This is a genomic window from Nocardia sp. NPDC052254 (genome assembly GCF_040679495.1).
In the GTDB taxonomy this organism is placed as follows: Bacteria; Actinomycetota; Actinomycetes; order Mycobacteriales; family Mycobacteriaceae; genus Nocardia.
The window spans coordinates 214,001-235,595 of sequence record NZ_JBFAUW010000003.1 but is presented as its reverse complement, the minus strand read 5'-3'; the positions used below and the strand labels follow the sequence as shown (position 1 = coordinate 235,595).

The 21,595-nt window shown below is 64.7% G+C and carries 1 protein-coding gene (only partly in view); it reads right to left on the bottom strand.

The whole window is internal to a helix-turn-helix domain-containing protein gene (locus AB0L57_RS09970; RefSeq protein WP_364959628.1) on the bottom strand: the coding sequence, 129,024 nt in all, runs 55,119 nt past the left edge and 52,310 nt past the right edge, and what appears here is coding positions 52,311-73,905 (codon 17,437, partial, through codon 24,635, complete); the first complete codon in reading order (the gene reads right to left) occupies positions 21,592-21,594. Both the start codon and the stop codon lie outside the window.

The following is a 21,595-nucleotide window of genomic DNA, read 5'->3' as shown; positions in this document are numbered from 1 at the left end:
CGTCCGGACGGACACCCCGGCCTCCACGGCCACCGCACGCCACAGCGGCAGCCGTGGCGGATCGGGATCATCGGGCGGTAGCTCTTCCACAGGTGGGCGGGCGCCGATACGGTCGTCGGCCGGGCCGCGATTGGGCCTGTCCCCGCGGCCCTTCTTCAGCGGTTCCGCCGGCTTGCCATTGGCCTTGAAGACAACCCCGTGCACCGTGCCGGCCTGCTGCTCATCGGCAAGACGTAGCCAAGTCTTCACGTGCTCCCCACGCAACAAACCACCCGCGGCATCGTCGAACACCACCACTTCGCCCAGTGTCAACCTCAATTCCGGATGGCGGTCCAGATAATCCTGGGTAACCCGGAACACAGCGAACGCATGGGCACCCAGTTGACCGAACTCGATCGCACCGGCGACGGCACCTCCCCTGCGCCGCACATGCTCGAGAACCTTCGACAATCCATCGGTGCCCTGCCCGAACGGCCGCCGACGCCACTCTGCACCGAGGTGCGCAGTGAATAGAACGCCGCTCATACCCGATTCGGCGACAAAATCCGGATTGATCGGGGAGATCATTGCACCCGCCGCGCCGAGAAAGTCCTTCACTGCCCACTGCACCCACGCACCACAGTCACGCCGACCGGACCGCAGATGCTGCGACAGTCCTGCGCCACCTCGCGATCCGGCCGCCGTCGTGTGGCCCGCGGCGGAGGCAGGCACCGCATCGCTCGGGGTGGTTGACGCGGGCGGGATACCGATGCGCGGCTCCTCGATCGCGGCATCGAGATCCGCCGAAGACCTACTGCTGTCGCTGCGTACCGACTCCGGCACGGGCAGGTGCTCGGTCAGCAGCGAGAAAAGCAGCCGCTGCCCATCGGAGGGCTTCTCCTGGTTCCGGGGCCTCACGACCGCGACAACCGACTCCGCGAGCGCGGCTCGAGCGTTCAGATGCAGGAGTCGTTCAGGCCGACGATCGTTGAAGTGAGCCTGTCGGCTGAACTTCGAGAACTGCCGGCCGAGCCATTCCGCGAACGGCAAGTCGTACCCGGGTTCTTCGCGGTCTCTTCCACGGATCCACCGGGCGAGCAGAGCCGGAAGCACGGCATCGAGAACGGCGGCACCGGCGTCGCCGACCATGACCAGCGCGAAACGGTGGGCAGCTTCGTCCACCCCGACCTGAGTGCCATGCCTGAATTCGGTGGAATACTCAGCGGGAGTGTTCGTTTTCAGATATGCGGCGTTGCAAATTATCTCATTCGTACGGTCACTCGCGTCGTCAGCTGGTGTGGCAATCACCGAGTTCGGCATCGATCGAGCACCCGCAGCGCGGATTTCGACACTCGGGAAGATTTCAGACATGAAACCGATCCCACAAAGGAAGAGCCGAAATTTCGCTATGTCGAGGCCCAGCACATCGGCCCCGACTACCGGTACACCGGTGTCTGCTTCGAATGCCGCTGCGATATCGGAGACCGTGCGGTAACGCACGTAGTCCCAGCCCCACGAGAGATGCCAGGATGGGGCGAATTCCGGCGTGGAAACATCCAAGAGATCCCGCGATTCCGGGTCTTCCCGCACTTGCGCGAAAAGCAACCGATACAGCGTCCGCGCCGCATCCGACGCGCCCTCCCACCCATTGACCTCCACATCGACCGTGGCTGCACGCGCCGCACGCTCGATATCGAAACGCCTCGACAATTCCCGGCTGCGGCGCGTCCGACCACGGGCCGCGACCACCGACCCACCGAGCTGCTCGCCCACCCACTTCTCGAACCCGGCCTCGGCGTCAACATCCCCGTTCGGGCGAGATTCGAGGTAATGCGAGTACAGGTACTGGAATCCCACTTCACGCGCCACGCCGACTTCGGCGTCGACCAGAACCTCGCCGAACGCACCGACAACAGCCGCATAAAGTTTGTCACCGGCCGTCTCGGTCGAGTCTGCGAGCAACTGTGGGTCGACGGTGATCGACTCGACGAAGATGTCGCCGCTGCGCCCACGCCGCCCCCTGATGTCGACACCCTTGCCACCGGCGACCGAGCCGACCGTGACGGCAGCACCGTTCACCACGCGGAATCGACGATGACCCGTGAGCATGTGATGCACACCAGCGGCCACACTCCTGGCCGCCTCCGGCACATCGATACCCGACATCTCGACGTGCCACACACGCCGCAACCACGCGACAACCTCGGTGGCCGTACCGCTGTCGAATACCGCTTCGTCCAGCCAGTCACCGGAATCGTCCAGCACATCAGCTGTCACATCGGCACGGACATCACCGTCGGGATCTTCCACAGCCGGATCGAGATCGAACTCGAACCACATCGTCTTGCCCAGCCGATGCCGCTGGACACCCCATCGGCCGGCGACATCATCCACCATGACAAGGCGGCTCGGACGCACCGGATCCGGCACCGGCAGAGCAGAACTCGAATCGCCGACCTCGACCCGCAGGACGCCCCGATCCGAGAACGTCGCACGAACCCACGCATCACCGTCGGTATGCCGATGCGCATTGTCGACCAGCGCGGCGAACGCCAACTCCGGGAACAAGGTCTGACCGCGACCAACTCCAGCCAGCTCGACAATGGCCTGGCGGACCTTGTTGATCAACTGCCGCTGATCACGGTGAATCCGCACGCCGGCAGTGAGATCCACGGCACGCCCATCCCAGGCATCGGCAGCAGGGGTGGTCGCAGTCCACCAGTCCGGTGTCGGCCCCCGGTCGGAGGGCCGGCCGAAAATGGTGAAGCTGACTTCCCGGCCGGGCGGGTTCCGATGCAAGGTGACGCCCCATGAATCCGCCGATGCCAACTCGGTGACCCAATCATCCTGTGTCCCTGGCAGTTCCGGTGTCAGCGCACGACCGCCGACAGTGACGCTGCACTCCAATCCGTCATCGGGCATCCGCGTCACCACCACCCGCGCGCTGTCACTTCGCGTGAAAACGTGATTCAGCAGAGTGGAGATCAGCCGCACTGCGCCGGGACGCTCACGCGACCATTGCGGGGGCACGAGGCTCTCTGCGCCTACCTCGTCCCGCTCCCACTCCGCGCGGGTGATATCCCGCTCGGCCGACGGCGACTCCCCGGCCTCGGCATCACCGTCCCTCGCCCCCAGCGGCTTCTCGGGACCTCGCAGCGGCGACGGCCACCCGTCCGCGCCCAGCCTCTCCTTCGGCGCGCCGTTGTCACCGAAGACCAGACGATGCGCCTTCAGTACGCCCGGTCCGGCTCGGTGCACCCACCGCGCCACCGCGGTCTCACCGACGATCCATCCCTCGTCGGCTTCGTCGTAGGCGTCGTCGAATACCGCGATCTCGCCGATTCGACCACGCAACTGCCGCGGGAATTCCGCCACCAGCGCCGCATTCACCCGCACGACCGCCACCGCGTGCGCGAACCCCTGACCATTCATATCCAGCGCCGCCGCGATCATGCCGACGCCGTTTCCGGGCATGTTCACCTGCGACACCATGTCGGCCAGCGCGGCCCGACCCGCCAAGGGAGAATCCGAATCCCAGTTGGCGTCCAGACCTTTCGCAAACGTCGTGCCCGCCAGGCCCTGCGTCGCGATCGTGCGGTCGTGCACAGATTCCGGAGCCATTCCGATGGCCTGTTCCCCGGCGCCCACGACGATGACACCTTGTACCCTGGGAGCGCAGAGCAACTCCGGCGCGTGCTTCTCAGCGAAATCGTAAGCAGCCGTGGCCGGTTCGGATTCCGGCAGCACAGCCGGCCTGGCCACCTCGGGCACCGCCCGCGAGGCCGGTCCGGGCTGATACTTGTGGCGGATCTCCGCGAGCGTGTCGGTCAGCTGCTGCTGTGCCCACGCCTGCGGAGCGAAGCCGAGGTCGCTGGCGAAGGCGGCAAGTTCATCGTCGAGGGCGGCGGCTGCCGCACGACCGACGGTGGCGGTCAGCCCGGCGAGCAGGTTCGCACGCTCCAGCTGCCATCTCATCGTCGAATCGGCGTCAGCGTGCGACCGCGCCATTCCGGCCAGCTCATGCAGGATGTTGAGCCGAGACTGCAGGTCCGACAGCCTTTCCTCACGATCGGCCTCGGACTCGGTCAAGGACCCGATCTCGTCCTGGATCAGCTCATAGCTCAGGTCCTCGAGGCCCACGTCCAGTTCATCGGCAAGCCGCTGATTCACCTCGGTGCGCAGCCTGCGCACCTCGTCCGCATCGGTGCCGACGCTCGTCGGCACATCGAGCCATCGGCACCGCTGGTCCATGGCCTTTCGGAGCCTGGCGCGACGCGCGTACGCATCCGACATCACGGTTGCCAAGGTTTCGAGGGTCGATATCTCGGACGCACCCCGAGCCTTCGGCCGTAGATACGCGATTTCGATGTCGACGACAGTCAATTCCGCTGCCAGATCGATCAATTGGGAAATTCTGTCCCGGTCGGCCTGGGTGCGCGCCCGTGCCGCCAGTTCGGTCGTCCGGTTCCGGACCAGGTCCAGGTCCAGTTCGCTCAGCGGTCCGAGGTCGCTCGACTCGGAGTGGTGCTCCCGCCCGATGGCGCTGCCGGACAATGCTTCCGGCACGAGGTCGGCGATCTGCACCGCCAGTACCTGGCGCCGGGCGAGCACGCCCACCGCTTCCCAGACATGCTGCTGGTCGTCGAGCCCCATCCAGAACGCGGCATCACGCCCCTGCTGGCGATAACGCCGGAGGTGGTCTCGCAGGGCGGCAGCAGCACGCAATTGCTCGGCGAGCCGTACACATTCGGCGATGATGACCCCATTGTCCGCACCTGCGGTATCCATTCCGAGGTCATCGGCGGCAGTCAGGTCCCGCACCGTGCGGTCGACCCGGTCGGGGTCCAGCGCCTGCGGATCCAGCATCGGCGCGGAACCATCGAAGCGCAGGCGCTGGACCAGAGCGTCGAGTTCACCGCGGATATGGACGTATTCGCCCTGAGCGACCCCGAGCGCGCGGTCCACCTCGTTGGCGGGATTCGGAATCCGGCGGGTGTCGAATTCTCCGGAAACGGTGTCGACCTCGCCTATTTGCCGCAAGAGCGCCGCCGCATGCGCCACCCCCGGTGCACCGGCCGGTAGTCCGACGAGTTCGGCGTGCGGGCGCCGACCATACGGGTGCAACGCCCGGCGGGCACCATGTTCGGCGACAATTCGGAGCGCCATCCGACGGCCGGCGGATTCGGCGACCACCGACGGATCCACGGCGGCATTCGGACCAGCCACCCGGACGACCGCGACCAGAGCCGCGTCGGGCGAGGACCTGCGCAGCGTCTGGAACTCCGTGACCGCGCTCGACAGGATCGAATTCAGCTCCGCCACGGTCGCCGCGGGAGCGGGTACGAGCCATCGCGACGGGGCTTCCTTGCCCAGGCCGAGCAGTCGGGCGGCGGTGCCGGGCTCATCGAAGCGGATGGTCAGCTCGAGGCCACCGTCCGGCGTGCGCGTGCGCGACAACAACTGAGCGTGGTCCGGCGCGCGGAACCGCTGATCCATCAGTGACCGAACGATCTTCATCGCGCGGTCGGCTGTGTTGATCTCGGCTTCGGCGCCCGCTGCCGCCAGGGTCTGCTGGTTCGCCCAGCCGAGCACGTCGTCGGGCAATCCGGCAGCCTGGGCCAGCACATCCGGATATTGCTGCTTCAGCACCTCCCGCACGTAGGGCGGCCATCCGTCCCACGCCACCGCATTGGCCGCGCCCACTCGCGCCGCGTCGGTGAAGGAGGCGCCTTCCGCGAGCACCATGTCGCCAATGCTCGACATCCCGGCCCACCGCAGCGCGTCGCGGACGATCTTTGCGGTACCGGCCACCGGCACGGTGATCGCCTCGAGCAGCGACGCGCTCGAGGAAACCTGAGGGCGCCGAATGCTCACTCCGGCACCGTTCAGATCGTTCAGCACCTGCCGGGAGGACTGGTCGTGTCCGATCACCGTGATACCGGAGTCCGATCGGCCGGCGATGCCGCGGGCCGACGCCAAGTGCGTGACAAAGGAGGTGAGCCCCGGTCCATCGGATCCGAGCCACAGCACCGCCGCCGTCGAATCCTTGGACGTCGCCCGCGTGGCATGGTCCATCACCGCGGTCACACCGTCGCCGGCCGCGGCATCGGATCCGTTGCCGTAGACGTGAACCTGGACCTCCGACGCCTGCGTGGACCGCGGGTCACCGACGGTGACCACCAGGTGCGGCGAGTCACCGAAGTCCAAGCGCAGCAACCGAACCCGTGGATGGCCCGGCGCATGCGTGGCCCACCGCTGCGCAAGCTGCAACCGGTTGATCCAGTTGTTCGTCTCGGCCAGGTCGCGCACATTCTCCGCGCTGGGCCGCTCGATACCGGCGAGCTTCTCCCGCCGCCGCGCCAGCAGCATGCGGTTCAGCTCGTCGGCCATCTGTTCGGGCAACTGATCGGCGGTCGGCAACGGTTCACCACGGTGCTCCGCCTGCGAACGCTCGAACGGATCGGTCAGATACCCCACGATGCGCGATCGGGTGGCCGCCGACAACGCCGACCAGCGCTGCCGCAGCACCGCCTGCTGCGGCAGATTCGCTTCACTCCACCGAACCAGCGGATCCACAGCAGCCGAGTGGGTGCGGCCCGGATCGGCCGCCTCACCGTACACACCCGACCGGAAGTCGTCCCAGTCGCGCGGCGAGACCCGGGCCGGTATCGCCGGCACCGCCCGTCTCGGCTCGATGAAGGTTTCCGATTCGAAGTCACCCTCCGCGAGCACGGCACCCAATGGCTTGTCCGGACCATGCAGCACCGACGGTTCCGCACCGTTCAATCGGTGCTGCGGCGCGCCATTGTCGCGGAACACCAGCCGGTGCACCTTGTGCACACCCGGCCCGGCTCGGCGCACCCACCGCGCCACCGCGGCCTGACCCACGATCCAGCCGTCGTCGGCTTCGTCATACGCGTCGTCGTACACCGCAATCGCACCGACTCGGCCACGTAGCTGGGCCGGGAACTGCTCAGCCAGCTCATCATTGACCCGCACGGCCGCCACCGCGTGCGCTACACCCTGCCCGGTCACGTCCAGTGCCGCGGCGATCATGCCGATGTCATTGCCCGGCGCGTACACCCGCCGCACCAACTCGGCCAACTCCGCGACACCGGCCGACTTCGACCCAGCCAACTCCGCCAACTCGGTCCAGGCGGCCAACTCGGCCGGGCCCGGCAGCGACGAATCCGAATCCCAGTTCGCATCCAGCCCCTTCGCGAACTCCGAACCCGCCATCCCCCGCAACGCAATCTCCCGATCACCGACCGACCTCGGAGACATCCCGACCGCATGCGTCCCCGCACCCGCCACGATCACAGCCTGCACCTTCGGGCCACAGAGCAGCTCCGGTGCGTGCTTCTCTGCGAAATCGTAAGCGGCCGTCGATGTATCGGACTCGTCTGTCGCACCGGACCGGGCGGCGCCCGGCGAGGGCGGCGAGGGCGGCCGGTACTTGCCGGTGAATTCCGTCAGAACAGCGTCGATTTGCTCGTTGGTCCACACATTCATGTCGACAGCGACACCGGTGAGCTCGGCGACTTCGGCACGAGCGGCATCGTCGCCCAGTGCGGCCAACAACTTCGCCTGTCCTGTCAAACTCCGCAATCGCCGTTCGGCGACGTGGTGCCGGGACGCGACTCGAACCAATTCGCGCAGGCCGAAGTATCGGTTGGCCAGCGTCGTCAAGGACTCCTCGAGAGTGGTGCCCGCCGCGGCGTGGTGGGCGATCTCCGCCCGGATCCGCTGCGGGCTCAGTGTCGCCCCGGGCCGGCTCGGCAGGCGGGCGATCAGTTGTTCACGCGCCCGATCACGGTCGGCACGCATGCCGCGGAGCCCGTCGATCTCGGCACCGGCGCCGATGGGCAGATCGGCCGCCGATCGCAGTGCGTCGAACTCGTTGCGAAGGTCGGCACGGTCCGAATGTGCCTCCTGAACAAGGGTTGCCCACGCCTCGGCGGCGTCGACTCTCGTCCGCGACCGCAAGTGCGCGATCTCGATGTCGACGATCGCCAGCGCTGCGGCCGCGTCGATGAGTTCGGTGACCCGGTCCCGATCACGCGGGGTGCGCGCCCGCTCCGACAGCAATGTCGCCCACGTCCGTACCCGTTCCGAGTAGATGGCGTCCAGATGGCCCGACAGCACCAGTTCCCGAGCTATCGATCGCCATGCCGGGTCGCCGGCATTGGCGGACAACGCTTCCCGAACCAAGTCGGCGACCCGAAGCGTCAGCACCTGACGCCGGGCGAGAGCACCTGCCGATTCCCGGGCCGTCTGCCGTTCGTCGAGCTGCGACCAGAACGCCCCGTCGCGGCCGTCCGTCGGGTAGTCCTCCAAGCGTTGCCGAATCGCCACCGCGGCCCGCAACTGGGGAGCGAGCCGGAAGCATTCGGTGAGGGCGAGCACGTTCCGGCCGTCATCGTCGAGGGCCAGCTCCCGCAAGGTTCGGTCGATTCGGTCCGGTCGCAACTCGGCCGGCGCTATCCGACCACCACGAATGCCACGGACCAGCCGTTTGATCTTCTTTTCGATGTCGGCGGCCTCGGCTGCGACAACCTCGCGCGCTCGTGCGATCTCCCGGGCGGGATCGGGGAACCAGATATCGTCGGTGGAATTTCCTGCGACGGAATCGATCTCGTCCGCCGACCGCAACAGCGCCGTCGCATGGCGTACCACCGGCTCGCCGGACTCCTGCCCGAGGAAGTGGCTGTTCGGGCGTCGCCCATAGGGATCCAGGGCCCGGCGAGCACCATTGGACGCCGCGGTCTCGGTGGCCAACCGTGCACCGGCCTGTTCGACCACCGCGGCGGATGACGGCGATTGCGTACCGGCCAATCGGAGCACGACGACCATGGCCACGCCGAAATTTGCCTTGGGCAACTGCGGGAAGCGATCGACAGCCGCCGAGATCTGCGCCTCCAGCTCGGTCACGTCCGCCGCCGCATTCAGCTCGAGCCGATATACGGCGCCGGCCGTGCTCAGGTTCCCGAAACCGAGGGTCAGCTCTCGCTCGCCGGCGGCCGTGCGGGTGCGGGACAGCAACCGGACCACGGCGCCGGATTGCCCCTTCATCCGCTGTTCGGCGACCGTGAATACCCCGAACGCGGCGCGGGCGTCGGGATCGAAAGCCGCGATTTCGGACGACAGAAGCGCCAGATTCGCCTCGTGACGTATCTGCTCCGGCAGCCCGAAAGACCGTGCCAGCGCAGCCGCGTGCCGCTGCTGCAGCGCCTCTCGCGCGTAGGCGGGCCAGCCGAGCCAGCGCAGCGCATTGGCGGCACCGATCGCGGCCGCTTCGGCGACGGAGGCACCGTCGGGCACCAGCATCTCCTCGATGCTCGACATTCCGGCCCACCGCAACGCATCCCGCACGATCTCGTCCGCTTCACCCGCCAGCGGGGGCACATCGGTCTTGCGATCCGGGATCTGCTCCTGCCGGTGACGGCCGTGCTCGGCGACCCTCGCCTCAACCATCACCTTTTCCGCGACCGCATCGTGTCCGACCACCTCGATATCGGGAGCCGCACCGTCCAGCACGCCGCGCGCCGCCGCCAGATCGGCGACGTAGGTCATCAGTTCCGGCGCCTTCGGCCCGATCCACAAGACGGCCGCCGCCGGATCCTCCGGTGTTCCCGACGACATGTGGTTCATCACCGTGGCGAGGTGGCGGTCGACCGCGGGATCGAGCCCCTCGGCGGAGACATGGACCGCGGTATTCGTCGCCGTCCGCGGCTCGCCGATGGTCAGCATCGCGCGCGGCGATTCGAAGTCCAAGTGCAGCAGGCGAACCCGCGGATGCCCCGGCACATGCGTGACCCACCGCCCCGCGACCCGCAACCGGTTGATCCAGTTGTCGACCTTGGCCAGCTCCCGCACGTTCTCCGCACTGGGCCGCTCGATGCGGGCCAGCTCCGCCCGCCGCCGCGCCAGCCGCATCCGATTCAGATCGTCGGCCATCGATGGCGGCAACTGGTCGGCGGACGGCAGCGGATAACCGGCGATCTCGGCCCACTCGCGTTCGTCGCTGTCGCTCAGATGCCCCGCGATGCGCGATCGGGTTGCCGCCGGGAGCGCCTCCCACCGCTGCTCCATCACCTCCAGCCGCAGCTGCTCCACCGCCAGCGGATCGAGACCACCCGGACGCGCATCGCTTTCGCGGGCCACCGCGGCGGACACGTCCGACACGAATTCGTCCCACGCCTGCCACGAATCCCGGTTCGGTATCGTCGGCACCGCCCGGCGCGGCTCGATGTAGTTGCGCGGCGGTTTCGCCGGCGACCGCGCGCCGACCTTGATGTTCTCGAATCGCTTTGCCACAAACGGGAATTCATTATCGACCGGCACATCCTCGGCAGGTGACTTCGACACCCGCATGGCGACCACCACCGGCTCACCACCAGCACCCACCACCACACCCTTCGGCGGCCGCCACTGCTCGAACGCAACACCCTCGCCCGGCATCCCCTCCTCGAACACCCGAACCACGCCGTCGGCACCACACTTGATGTCCACCGCATGGCCCCACCGGGGCAGCCGACCATCGACGCCCTCGTACACCAGCACCACGACCACCGCGCCACCCTCGACCGCCACCACATCACGCGCGCGCTCCAACGACGTGATGCGCTCATCGAACCCGACACCCACCACGCCGGGCGCCTCGCTCAGCAACACACCATTGCCACCGGAACTGAAATCGGCCAGCCGCTCCGGCACCGTCCGACCAGCCGCCACATACGCATCACGCCCCGCCACCGGCAGACAATCCCTCGGACCTTCAGCCGAGACATGTCCGACCGACGGCGACACATACGCCGTCACATCCCCGGCCTCGGCTGGATTGCCCATCGCGGGCCGCCCGCTGATCGCGGTCCGAGCCGCATAACCGGGCTCGTCCACGTCCACACCTGAACGCCGCACGTCGTCATCGCTATCGGCATCGGGAGAAAGGACAGTCCCGAGCACAGCTTTGACCTCGTCGTAGAGCTCCTCGGCACGCGTCATTGTCAGGCCGAGACGCTCGGCAACCTCGGCCAGCGAAAATCCGTCGATGAGATGGAGAACAAGGAGATTCCACGCCATGTTCGGATCCGCAAGGCCTGCCAACCCTGCCTGGACATCCGCAGCGAGGGCGACATCATTGAGAGGAGACCCAAACCTCTCTTCGGCAGCCGCCGACTCGAAAAGTTTGCGAGCTTGGTCGTTACCGGCGGTGGGCAAGCTCTCGAGCGAGATGTTGCTTCCCGCGAGAATATGACGCGCCCACTCAACATCGGCCAGAGGCACACCGATCGCTTCAGCAATCCGCGGACTCGGCACCGAAGCCACGTTCAACTGCAGTTCGGCCGCTTGCCCAACCGCTTCGCGACGCACTTCGACGACCAGATCGTGTTGCACGTCGCTCAATTGCAGTAGCGACCCGTCGCGAGCAGTAGTGACCAGCCACCGAGAATTCTTCCACGCGTGCTTCACAAACGGAGTGCCGGGAATATGGCGCGACACCGCCGACCAGATAGCAATTCGGCACCGTTGCGCAAGCTCGTCACGGACTTCCGGATCCGCGCGGCCCGCCAGCCGGCGTACCGCCCGATCGGCAATCCAGGCGTAGACTTCGACGATCTCGCTTACGATCGCGTGTTCCTCCGGTGAACCCACCTCGGTCCGGAAAAATCGCCCGAACAGGGCAGCCTCTTGCATGTCCATTTCATGCTCGGCCGTGCCGTACTGATCCTCGCTGTCCGGACCGATATAGGTCCAGTTTTTAGCCCGATAGAAGGGTTCCCGATAGAATCGTTCGACGGCGGCAGTAATCATCTGGTCCGGGATACCATTGGCGTCTCGCAGTTTTCGCAACGTCACCAATTCCGGTCGGACCGTATGACCTTGTTCGAGGCGATCCAGGGTGTATTCGCTGACCTTGCCGGAGAACTCTTCCCGTGTCGATCCAGAATAGCGACGCCATGCACGCAACCATTTATTCACCGCAAGCGGGTCAGCAGCGTCGAAATCCTCCGGCCGAGGCGCGAACTCACGCTCAGGATCGAACGGACCAACCGCCTCACCATCGAAGAACCGAACCAACGCCGCACGAGCGAGATCGGCCGGAACATCATTTGCGACACAAAGATCACGAACTATCCGCGCCCGCGGCCGGGTTATCTTGTGCTCGTAATTAACAATCGTCGACTGACCGAACGGCCCGGCGAACTCAGCTCGAGTCTTACCGAGGTAGCGACGCCATGCACGCAACCACTTATTCACCGCAAACGGATCAGCAACATCGAAATCCTCCGGCCGAGGCGCGAACTCACGCTCAGGATCGAACGGACCAACCGCCTCACCATCGAAGAACCGAACCAACGCCACACGCGCGAAACCGGCCGGAACATCATTCGCGACACAAAGATCACGAACTATCCGCGCCCGCGGCCGGGCCACCTCGTTCTCATAATTCCCAATCGTCGACTGACCGAACGGCCCGGCGAACTCAGCACGAGACTTACCGAGGTAGCGACGCCATGCACGCAACCACTTATTCACCGCAAACGGATCAGCAACATCGAAATCCTCCGGCCGAGGCGCGAACTCACGCTCAGGATCGAACGGACCAACCGCCTCACCATCGAAGAACCGAACCAACGCCACACGCGCGAAACCGGCCGGAACACCGTTCGCGACACAAAGATCACCAACCACCCCCGCGGCCGGTCGGCTTGTCTTGTTCTCATAACTCGCAATCGTCGACTCACCGAACGGCCCGGCGAACTCAGCACGAGACTTACCGAGGTAGCGACGCCATGCACGCAACCACTTATTCACCGCAAACGGATCAGCAACATCGAAATCCTCCGACCGAGGCGCGAACTCACGCTCAGGATCGAACGGACCAACCGCCTCACCATCGAAGAACCGAACCAACGCCACACGAACGAAACCGGCCGGAACACCATTCACGACACAAAGATCACCAACCGACCCCACACCCAGCGTGTTCACCTCATTTTCAGAATCCCGAACCAGCGTCTCGCCGAACGGCCCAGCGAACTCAGCACGAGACTTGCCAAGATAGTAACGCCACGCACCCAACCACTTATTCACCGCAAACGGATCAGCAACATCGAAATCCTCCGACCGAGGCGCGAACTCACGCTCAGGATCGAACGGACCAACCGCCTCACCATCGAAGAACCGAACCAACGCCACACGAACGAAACCGGCCGGAACACCATTCGCGACACAAAGATCACCAACCACCCGCGCACGCGGCCGGGTTATCTTGTGCTCGCAATTAACAATCGTCGACTCACTGAACGGCCCGGCGAACTCAGCACGAGACTTGCCAAGATAGTAACGCCACGCACCCAACCACTTATTCACCGCAAACGGATCAGCAACATCGAAATCCTCCACCCGAGGCGCGAACTCACGCTCAGGATCAAACGGACCAACCGCCTCACCATCGAAGAACCGAACCAACGCCACACGAACGAAACCGGCCGGAACACCATTCACGACACAAAGATCACCAACCGACCCCACACCCAGCGTGTTCACCTCATTTTCAGAATCCCGAACCAGCGTCTCACCGAACGGCCCAGCGAACTCAGCACGAGACTTACCAAGATAGTAACGCCACGCACCCAACCACTTATTCACCGCAAACGGATCAGCAACATCGAAATCCTCCACCCGAGGCGCGAACTCACGCTCAGGATCAAACGGACCAACCCCCTCACCATCGAAGAACCGAACCAACGCCACACGAACAAAACCGGCCGGAACACCATTCACGACACAAAGATCACCAACCACCGCCGCAGACGGCTTGTCGGCGTTAATTTCAATATGCTTGATTGTCCACTCACTGAACGGCCCGGCGAACTCAGTTTGAGACTTGCCGAGGTAGCGACGCCACGCACGCAACCATTTATTCACCGCAAACGGATCAGCAACATCGAAATCCTCCACCCGAGGCGCGAACTCACGCTCAGGATCAAACGGACCAACCGCCTCACCATCGAAGAACCGAACCAACGCCACACGCGCGAAACCGGCCGGAACACCATTCGCGACACAAAGATCACGAACTACCCGCGCACGCGGCCGGGCCACCTCGTTCTCATAATTCCCAATCGCCGACTCACTGAACGGCCCGGCGAACTCAGCACGAGACTTACCGAGATAGTAACGCCACGCACCCAACCACTTATTCACCGCAAACGGATCAGCAACATCGAAATCCTCCACCCGAGGCGCGAACTCACGCTCAGGATCAAACGGACCAACCGCCTCACCATCGAAGAACCGAACCAACGCCACACGCGCGAAACCGGCCGGAACACCATTCACGACACAAAGATGACGAACCACCCGCGCACGCGGTCGGCTTGTCTTGTTCTCGTAACCCCCGATCGCCGACTCACTGAACGGCCCGGCGAACTCAGCACGAGACTTACCAAGATAGCGACGCCACGCACCCAACCAATCATTCACCGCAAACGGATCATCAACATCGAAATCCTCCACCCGAGGCGCGAACTCACGCTCAGGATCGAACAGAGTAACCCCCACGCCATCGAAGAACCGAACCAACGCCACACGAACAAAATCGACCGGAATATCATTCGCGACACAAAGATCACGAACCACCCCCACAGCCGGCTTGTCGGCCTTATCTTCAACATTCTTGATCATCGACTCACTGAACGGCCCGGCGAACTCAGCACGAGACTTACCGAGATAGCGACGCCACGCACCCAACCACTCATTCACCGCAAACGGATCATCAACATCGAAATCCTCCACCCGAGGCGCGAACTCACGCTCAGGGTCGGACCGAACGATCGCTCTGACATCGAAGAACCGAGCCAGCGCCGCAAGCACGATATCGACCGGGACACCATTCGCGACACAAACAGCACGGACCGTTCGCGCAGTCGGCTTTTTGAATTTATTTTCAGAACCACTGATCGCCGACTCACTGAACGGCCCGGCGAACTCAGCACGAGACTTGCCAAGATAGCGACGCCACGCAGCCAACCACTTATTCACCGCAAACGGATCAGCAACATCGAAATCCTCCACCCGAGGCGCAAACTCACGCTCAGGATCGAACGGACCAACCGCCTCACCATCGAAGAACCGAACCAACGCCGCACGAACGAAATCGACCCGAACACCATTCACGACACAAAGATCACCAACCACCCCCGCGGCCGGTCGGCTTGTCTTGTTCTCATAACTCGCAATCGTCGACTCACCGAACGGCCCGGCGAACTCAGTTCGAGACTTGCCGAGATAGCGACGCCACGCACCCAACCAATCATTCACCGCAAACGGAGCGTCAACATCGAAATCCTCCGCCCGAGGTGCGAACTCACCCTCAGGATCGAAGGCAGCGATGCCTTCACCATCGAAGAAACAAACCAGCGCCGCACGCACGAGATCGACCGGAACACCATTCGCGATACAAACACCACCGACCGTTCGCGCAGTCGGCTTTCTGGTCTTATTTTCAGAACTCCAAGTCATCGCCCCACTGAACGGCCCGGCGAACTCAGCTTGAGACTTGCCGAGATAGCGACGCCACGCACCCAACCAATCATTCACCGCAAACGGAGCATCAACATCGAAATCCTCCGCCCGAGGCGCGAACTCACCCTCAGGATCGAAGGCAGCGATGCCTTCACCATCGAAGAAACAAACCAGCGCCGCACGCACGAGATCGACCGGAACACCATTCGCGATACAAACACCACCGACCGTTCGCGCAGTCGGCTTTCTGAGCTTATTTTCAGAACTCAAAATCATCGTCTCACCGAACGGCCCGGCGAACTCGGTTCGAGACTTGCCGAGATAGCGACGCCACGCACCCAACCAATCATTCACCGCAAACGGATCAGCAACATCGAAATCCTCCGGCCGAGGCGCGAACTCACCCTCAGGATCGAAGGCAGCGATGCCTTCACCATCGAAGAAACGAACCAGCGCCCCACGAGCAAGATCCACCGGAATGGCATTCAAAACACAAATATCAGAAACCGACTCCACACGAGGCGCGTTCACCTCATTTTCAGAATTCCGAATCAGCGTCTCGCCGAACGACCCGGCGAACTCGGGTCGAGATTTGCCGAGATAGTGACGCCACGCACCCAACCACTTATTCACCCCATACGGGTCATCAACATCGAAATCCTCCGGCCGAGGCGCGAACTCACCCTCAGGATCGAAGGCAGCGATGCCTTCACCATCGAAGAACTGAATCAGCGCCGCGCGAGCCACATCGATCGGGACAGCGTTCGCAACACAAATTTCACGGACCGCTCGCGCAGTTGGCTTCTTCATCCTCTTTTCGTTTTCGAATTGAGCAATCAAGGACCCGCTGAACGGCCCGGCGAACTCCGCTCTAGTTTTTCCGAGATAGTGACGCAACGCACGCAACCACTTATTCACCCCATACGGGTCATCCGAAACAAAATCGTCGGAGTGAGGGACGAGAGAATTCCTTGAACTGCCTGCCGGCACATGATCCGGCGACTGCGGGACGTACGCGGGTCCCTCCGGAGCCGTCGAATCGGTCTGCTGTGGTCGCTCGCCCACGCCCCCGGCACGGTCGTCGGCACTGGGGTTGTCAGCGGTCGCCGGATCGGACTCGGACATGCTGTCCGCCTGCACCTCAGAGGACTCTGGTGTCGGCGAAGGTGCTGTCGGCCTGGTTTTTTCAGCAATTTCGGCCAGTACTTCGTCGATGCGCTCGTCGGCCCAGGTGTCGGTATCGGGGCCGAATTCGGCGGCGAATCCAGTCGGGTCGGCGGCCGCCGCGGTCCTGCCCGCGGGACCCGCACTCTCCACTATCGCGGCCAGCAGGTTCGCCTGCTGTGTCAACCACTGCAGGCTCGCATCCGCCCGGGCATACATCAGCGCCAGGTCGAACAATGCCGCCAGGCCGCGACGCCTATTCTCCAGCCGCTGCGCCGAATCCGCATCCGGCCCGGTCCGGTTGTCGATCTCGAGCCGAATTCGCGGCGGGGTCAATTCGGCAGCGTCCACGCCGAGAAGTTCGGCCAGCTGATTGTGCGCATCGATGTGCAACCAATGCACCTCGTCGACCCGGGTGCCGATCGCTATGGGAACTCCGAGCGACTCGCATCCCGCCTCGAGGCCGTGTCGGACATCGGCACGTGCCGCATGGGCGCGCAATACCCCGGCTGCCAAGTTCTCGACCGTCGACACTTCGACCGCCTGCTCGGTTCGCGAACGCAGGTGGGCGACCTCGACGTCGACGGCCATCAATTCCGTGGTCAGAAGGATCAATTCGGTGAGCCGCTCCCGATCCTGCGGTGTGCGCACCCGCGCCCACAGCTCGCTCAGCAGCCGAATCCGATCCACGTCGACCCGGCCACCGCTCGGGCCCCAGGGCCAAGGCACGACGCCATCCGCGGTCGACCCGCTGTCGCTGCCGAACAACGCGTCGTGCTCGACGTCCTCGTCGTCGAACCCGACCTCCATCTTCTCGGCGATTCGCACGGCCAGCCCTATGCGTCGAGCCAGCGCACCGAGCGACTCCCGGACCTCCCGCGGATGATCCAGCGTCGCCCAGAACTCACTGTCGCGTCCGTCGCGCGGCAACTCCCGCAGGCGGTCCAGGAATAGGGTGAAAGCTCGCAATTCCGCTGCAAGACCGAAACATTCGGCGAGGAGATCCGTGTTGCTCTCCGCTTCGGCGTCGTTCCGGTCACCTCCCCGCGAAACCTCGGCGAGCACCTCCAGCTCCCGCAGGGTGCTGTCGATCCGGTCGATGTCCCAAGCCCGCAGATCCAGCTGCTGAGCGGAGCCGCCGAACCGCAAGCGGCTGACCAGATGATTGATCTGATGTCGAATTTCGGCTTGCACGACCGACGCATCGTCGAGGATGTCGGTGACCGTCGTGGCGGGATCAGCGTCCCGGGAAACGGCGCCGATCTTGTTCAGCAATGGCTTCAGCAGTAGCGCCGCCTGACGCACCTCCGGCGTTCCGACCGGCAGTCCGACCAGCTCGAAGTCCGGGCGTCGATGATGCAGTGCGCGGCGGGCTCCGAATTCGGCCGCGACCTGAAGGGCGAATCGTGTCCCCGCCGACTCGGCGGCTGCCTCGGCTGATCGAGCCGCGGCCGCACCGGCACCATCGAGCCGGACGAAGAAGGCCAGAGCCGTCTCGGGTGACGCCGCACTCACCGTTCGGAGCCATGTCACTGCCTGCGAAGCCTGCTTTCGCAGCTGATCCTCGGTTGTCGCGGTTCCGAGCATGAGCCATTGCACCTTGTCGGCGGTGCCCGGATTGCCCAGCCCGAAGATCAGTTCGAGCCCACCGTCCGGAGTTCGCCGGCGCGACAACAGCTCTGGCTGTGCACCGATCGTTTCCCGCTGAAGCAACTGTCGGAGCAGCGTCAAGGTCCGGTCGGTCGCCTCGACATGCGCGATGTGCTCACCGGAAGAGTCTCCCGCGGCGATTTCGGCGTCGACCGCCCCCAGGTCCGCTTGGAGAGCGTGAGTATTCGCCCAGTAACGCACCTCGTCGGGCACCCCGAACACGTTGGCCAGCACATCGGGGTATTTCCGCTTCAGCTCCTCCCGTGCGTAGCTGGGCCACTGCCGCCACCTGATGGCGTTCTTCGCACCCAAATCGACCGCGTCCGCGATGGACGCGCCCTCGGGCAGCAGCATGTCCTCGATGCTGGACATATCGGCCCACCGAAGCGCATCGCGAATGATCCTTTCCCGATCCACCGGCAACGTCGCTGCCACGCGCGCGAGCGCGTCCGACGAAACCTTGTTGGGTTGTGTGCTCAGTCCGACGTCGTTCAGTCCGCCGATCACCTGCCGGGATGCCTGATCGTGTGCGATCACGGTGATGTCGGAGCCCCACCAGTCACGGATGTCGCGTGCCGACGCCAGGTTCCGGACGAACGCCTGCAGTCCCGTCGCATCCGGACCGAACCACAGCACCGCGGCGGGCGGTTCGGCCGGCGTCGCGCGCGAGGCGTGGTCCATCACCGCGATCAGCCCGGTATCGGCGCCCTCATCGAATTCGCTGTCGTAGACGTGGATCTGGACCTCTGACACGTCCTGGGAGGCCAGGTCGCCGACGGTGAGCACCCATTGCCTGTCACCGAAGTCCGAGCGCAGCAGCCGAACTCGCGGATGTCCCGGCAGGTGGGTCGCCCACCGCTCGGCTGTGCGCAACCGGTCGATCCAGTTGTTCAACTCGGCCAGTTCTCGCACCTGTTCAGCGCTGGCCCCGTCGATATCGGCCAGCTCATCGCGCCGCCGCGCCAGCAGCATCCGGTTCACCTCGTCGGCCATCGATGGCGGCAACTGGTCGGCGGAGGGAATCGGCGCGAGGCGGGGATCCGCCAGCAAGTGCTCGAATGGATCGGTCAGATACCCCACGATGCGCGAGCGGGTTTCCGCGGGCAAACCGGACCACCGCTGCTCCATCAGCTCCAGCCGCCGCTGCTCCGCCATCAGCGGATCGAGACCACCCGGGCTGGAGACACTTTCGAGTTCCACCTCCGCGACCACAGGCGCCAGGAAATCGTTCCAGGCGTGCCGGGAAACCTCGCTCGGTATCGCCGGCACCGCGTCGCGGGGCGGAATGTAGTCGTGTGGCGGTCCGGAATCCGGCGACCGTGTACCGACCCGAATACGCGCGAATTGCCGTACTGCGGCGGGCAACTCACCACCAGGTGAGACATCCCCGGCGCGCGAAGCCGAAATTCGCATCGCCAACACCACCGCCTGGTCATCCGCACCGACCACCACGTCCTCCGGCGGCTTCCACCCCGCCAGCACCACACCCTGCTCCGGCATCCCCTCCTCGAACACCCGCACCACACCGTCAACACGCTTCACAGTCACCGCATGACCCCACTGCGGCGCCCGCTCACCCACCTCCTCGTACACCAGAACCGCCACAACAGCGTCACCGTCGTTCGGTACCAGAGCACCCACATCCGCCAGCGAATGAACACGCTCGTCGAACCCGACACCCACCAGGTCGGGTGCATCTCCCACAAGCACACCGTCCAGCCCGGCAGTGAACCCAGCCAGCCGCTTGGGCACCGGCCGCCCCGCCGACCTCCATGCATTCCGCGCCGCCTCCGGCAGACAATTCTTCGGCCCCTCCGCCAGAACATGATCCACAGACGGAGACACATGAGCACCCGGAGCGGCCGAGTCGGCTTGCCGCGCACCATTCGTCGCGGTGCGGCTGTCGTCGACTTCGTATGCTGCCATCGCGGGATCGGTTTCTGACATGCCCTTCGGCGGCGCTGCCTCCCATTCCTGCCACGAACCCCGAGCCGGTATGGACGGCAACACCGACCGCGGCGAATGGGAGACGATATCGGTCACCACACCGGAGTGATCGGACATCGTCGCCGCACCGGTCGCCTCGCGGTAGGTGAACTTCTCGTAGAGACCGCGGTCGGTCTGGAGGATGAATTCCAGCTGCCGTCTGCCGACCGGGCCGGTCATCGTGACTTTCACCTGACCACGCCCGTTCCTCGCGGCCAGCAGATCACCGGTGCGCGACTCGAGCAAGTCGCGCACGGTGTCCCGGTTCTCGTGCTCGGCCCACTCGCCGACCAGCCCGGCCAGCTGCATCGCGACAGTGTTCCGTGTCGAATTGCCCCGGAGGGTGCGCAGAATGAAGTGCGCCTGCTGCACGCCCTCCTGCAACTCGACTTCGAGAACCGAACGACCGTTGACTCCGTATACATTCAGCTCGCTGAGCCCACCGTCGATCGCCTCATCGAGCTGCTCGACCCGGTAACCGTCGGCGGCGGCGAACACGGCGGCCATTTCCGCCACCCGCTCCCGGGTGATGTCGTCGACCTGCGATATCGGGGCCTCCAACAAGGTGCGGATCCGTTCCTGCACCTTGGCGGTCAATGGGTCGGCGACAACCTGTTTCGACGGTGCGGAGGGGGCCTTGGAACGCTGCTCTGCGGCCACGACCACGACAGCATCGTTCATGATCTGCTCCCAGCCATCCACAGATCCGGCTGCGGCATGAGCCTGCGCCGTGAGCATCTTCCGCGAGGTACCGGTCGGCAGCGCCGCCAGCCGTTCGGACAGTTCGCGTAGTTTCGCGCACCCCTGCTCGGACAGCGGCCGGGCCGCGATGCCGTCCGATCCGTAGAGGTAGACACGAATCGGCTTGCCCCGGGAAGCAACCCTCGGCACAGGTGGGAAGTCGTGGAGCTCCACGCCGCCGTTGTCGATCACCACCGTATGGCCGTCGAAGCGCATCACCAGGTAGATGTGGCCACCCTCGGCCCCGCCGTCTTCGTCCACCGCCGCGAAACCGTCGTTCGGTAAGACTTGTTGCAGCTGTTCGTAATTGGCGACCAGGCGATACCTCGAATTGAGCGCCGCCATCGTCGGGACGCCGTATGTGCCGGTGACCGACATGTCGTGTTCTATCGGTGCGATATCCGGGTTTCCGGTCAGCGCTGCCAGCGCCAGCACCGACGCTGGAGCGCAGAAGTTCTGGCCCAGCCGGTACACATCGACAGGGTTTTTCACCGGCTCGCGCTCCGCCAACGCGGCTTCCAGCTCTCGGTCGAGCCGCTCG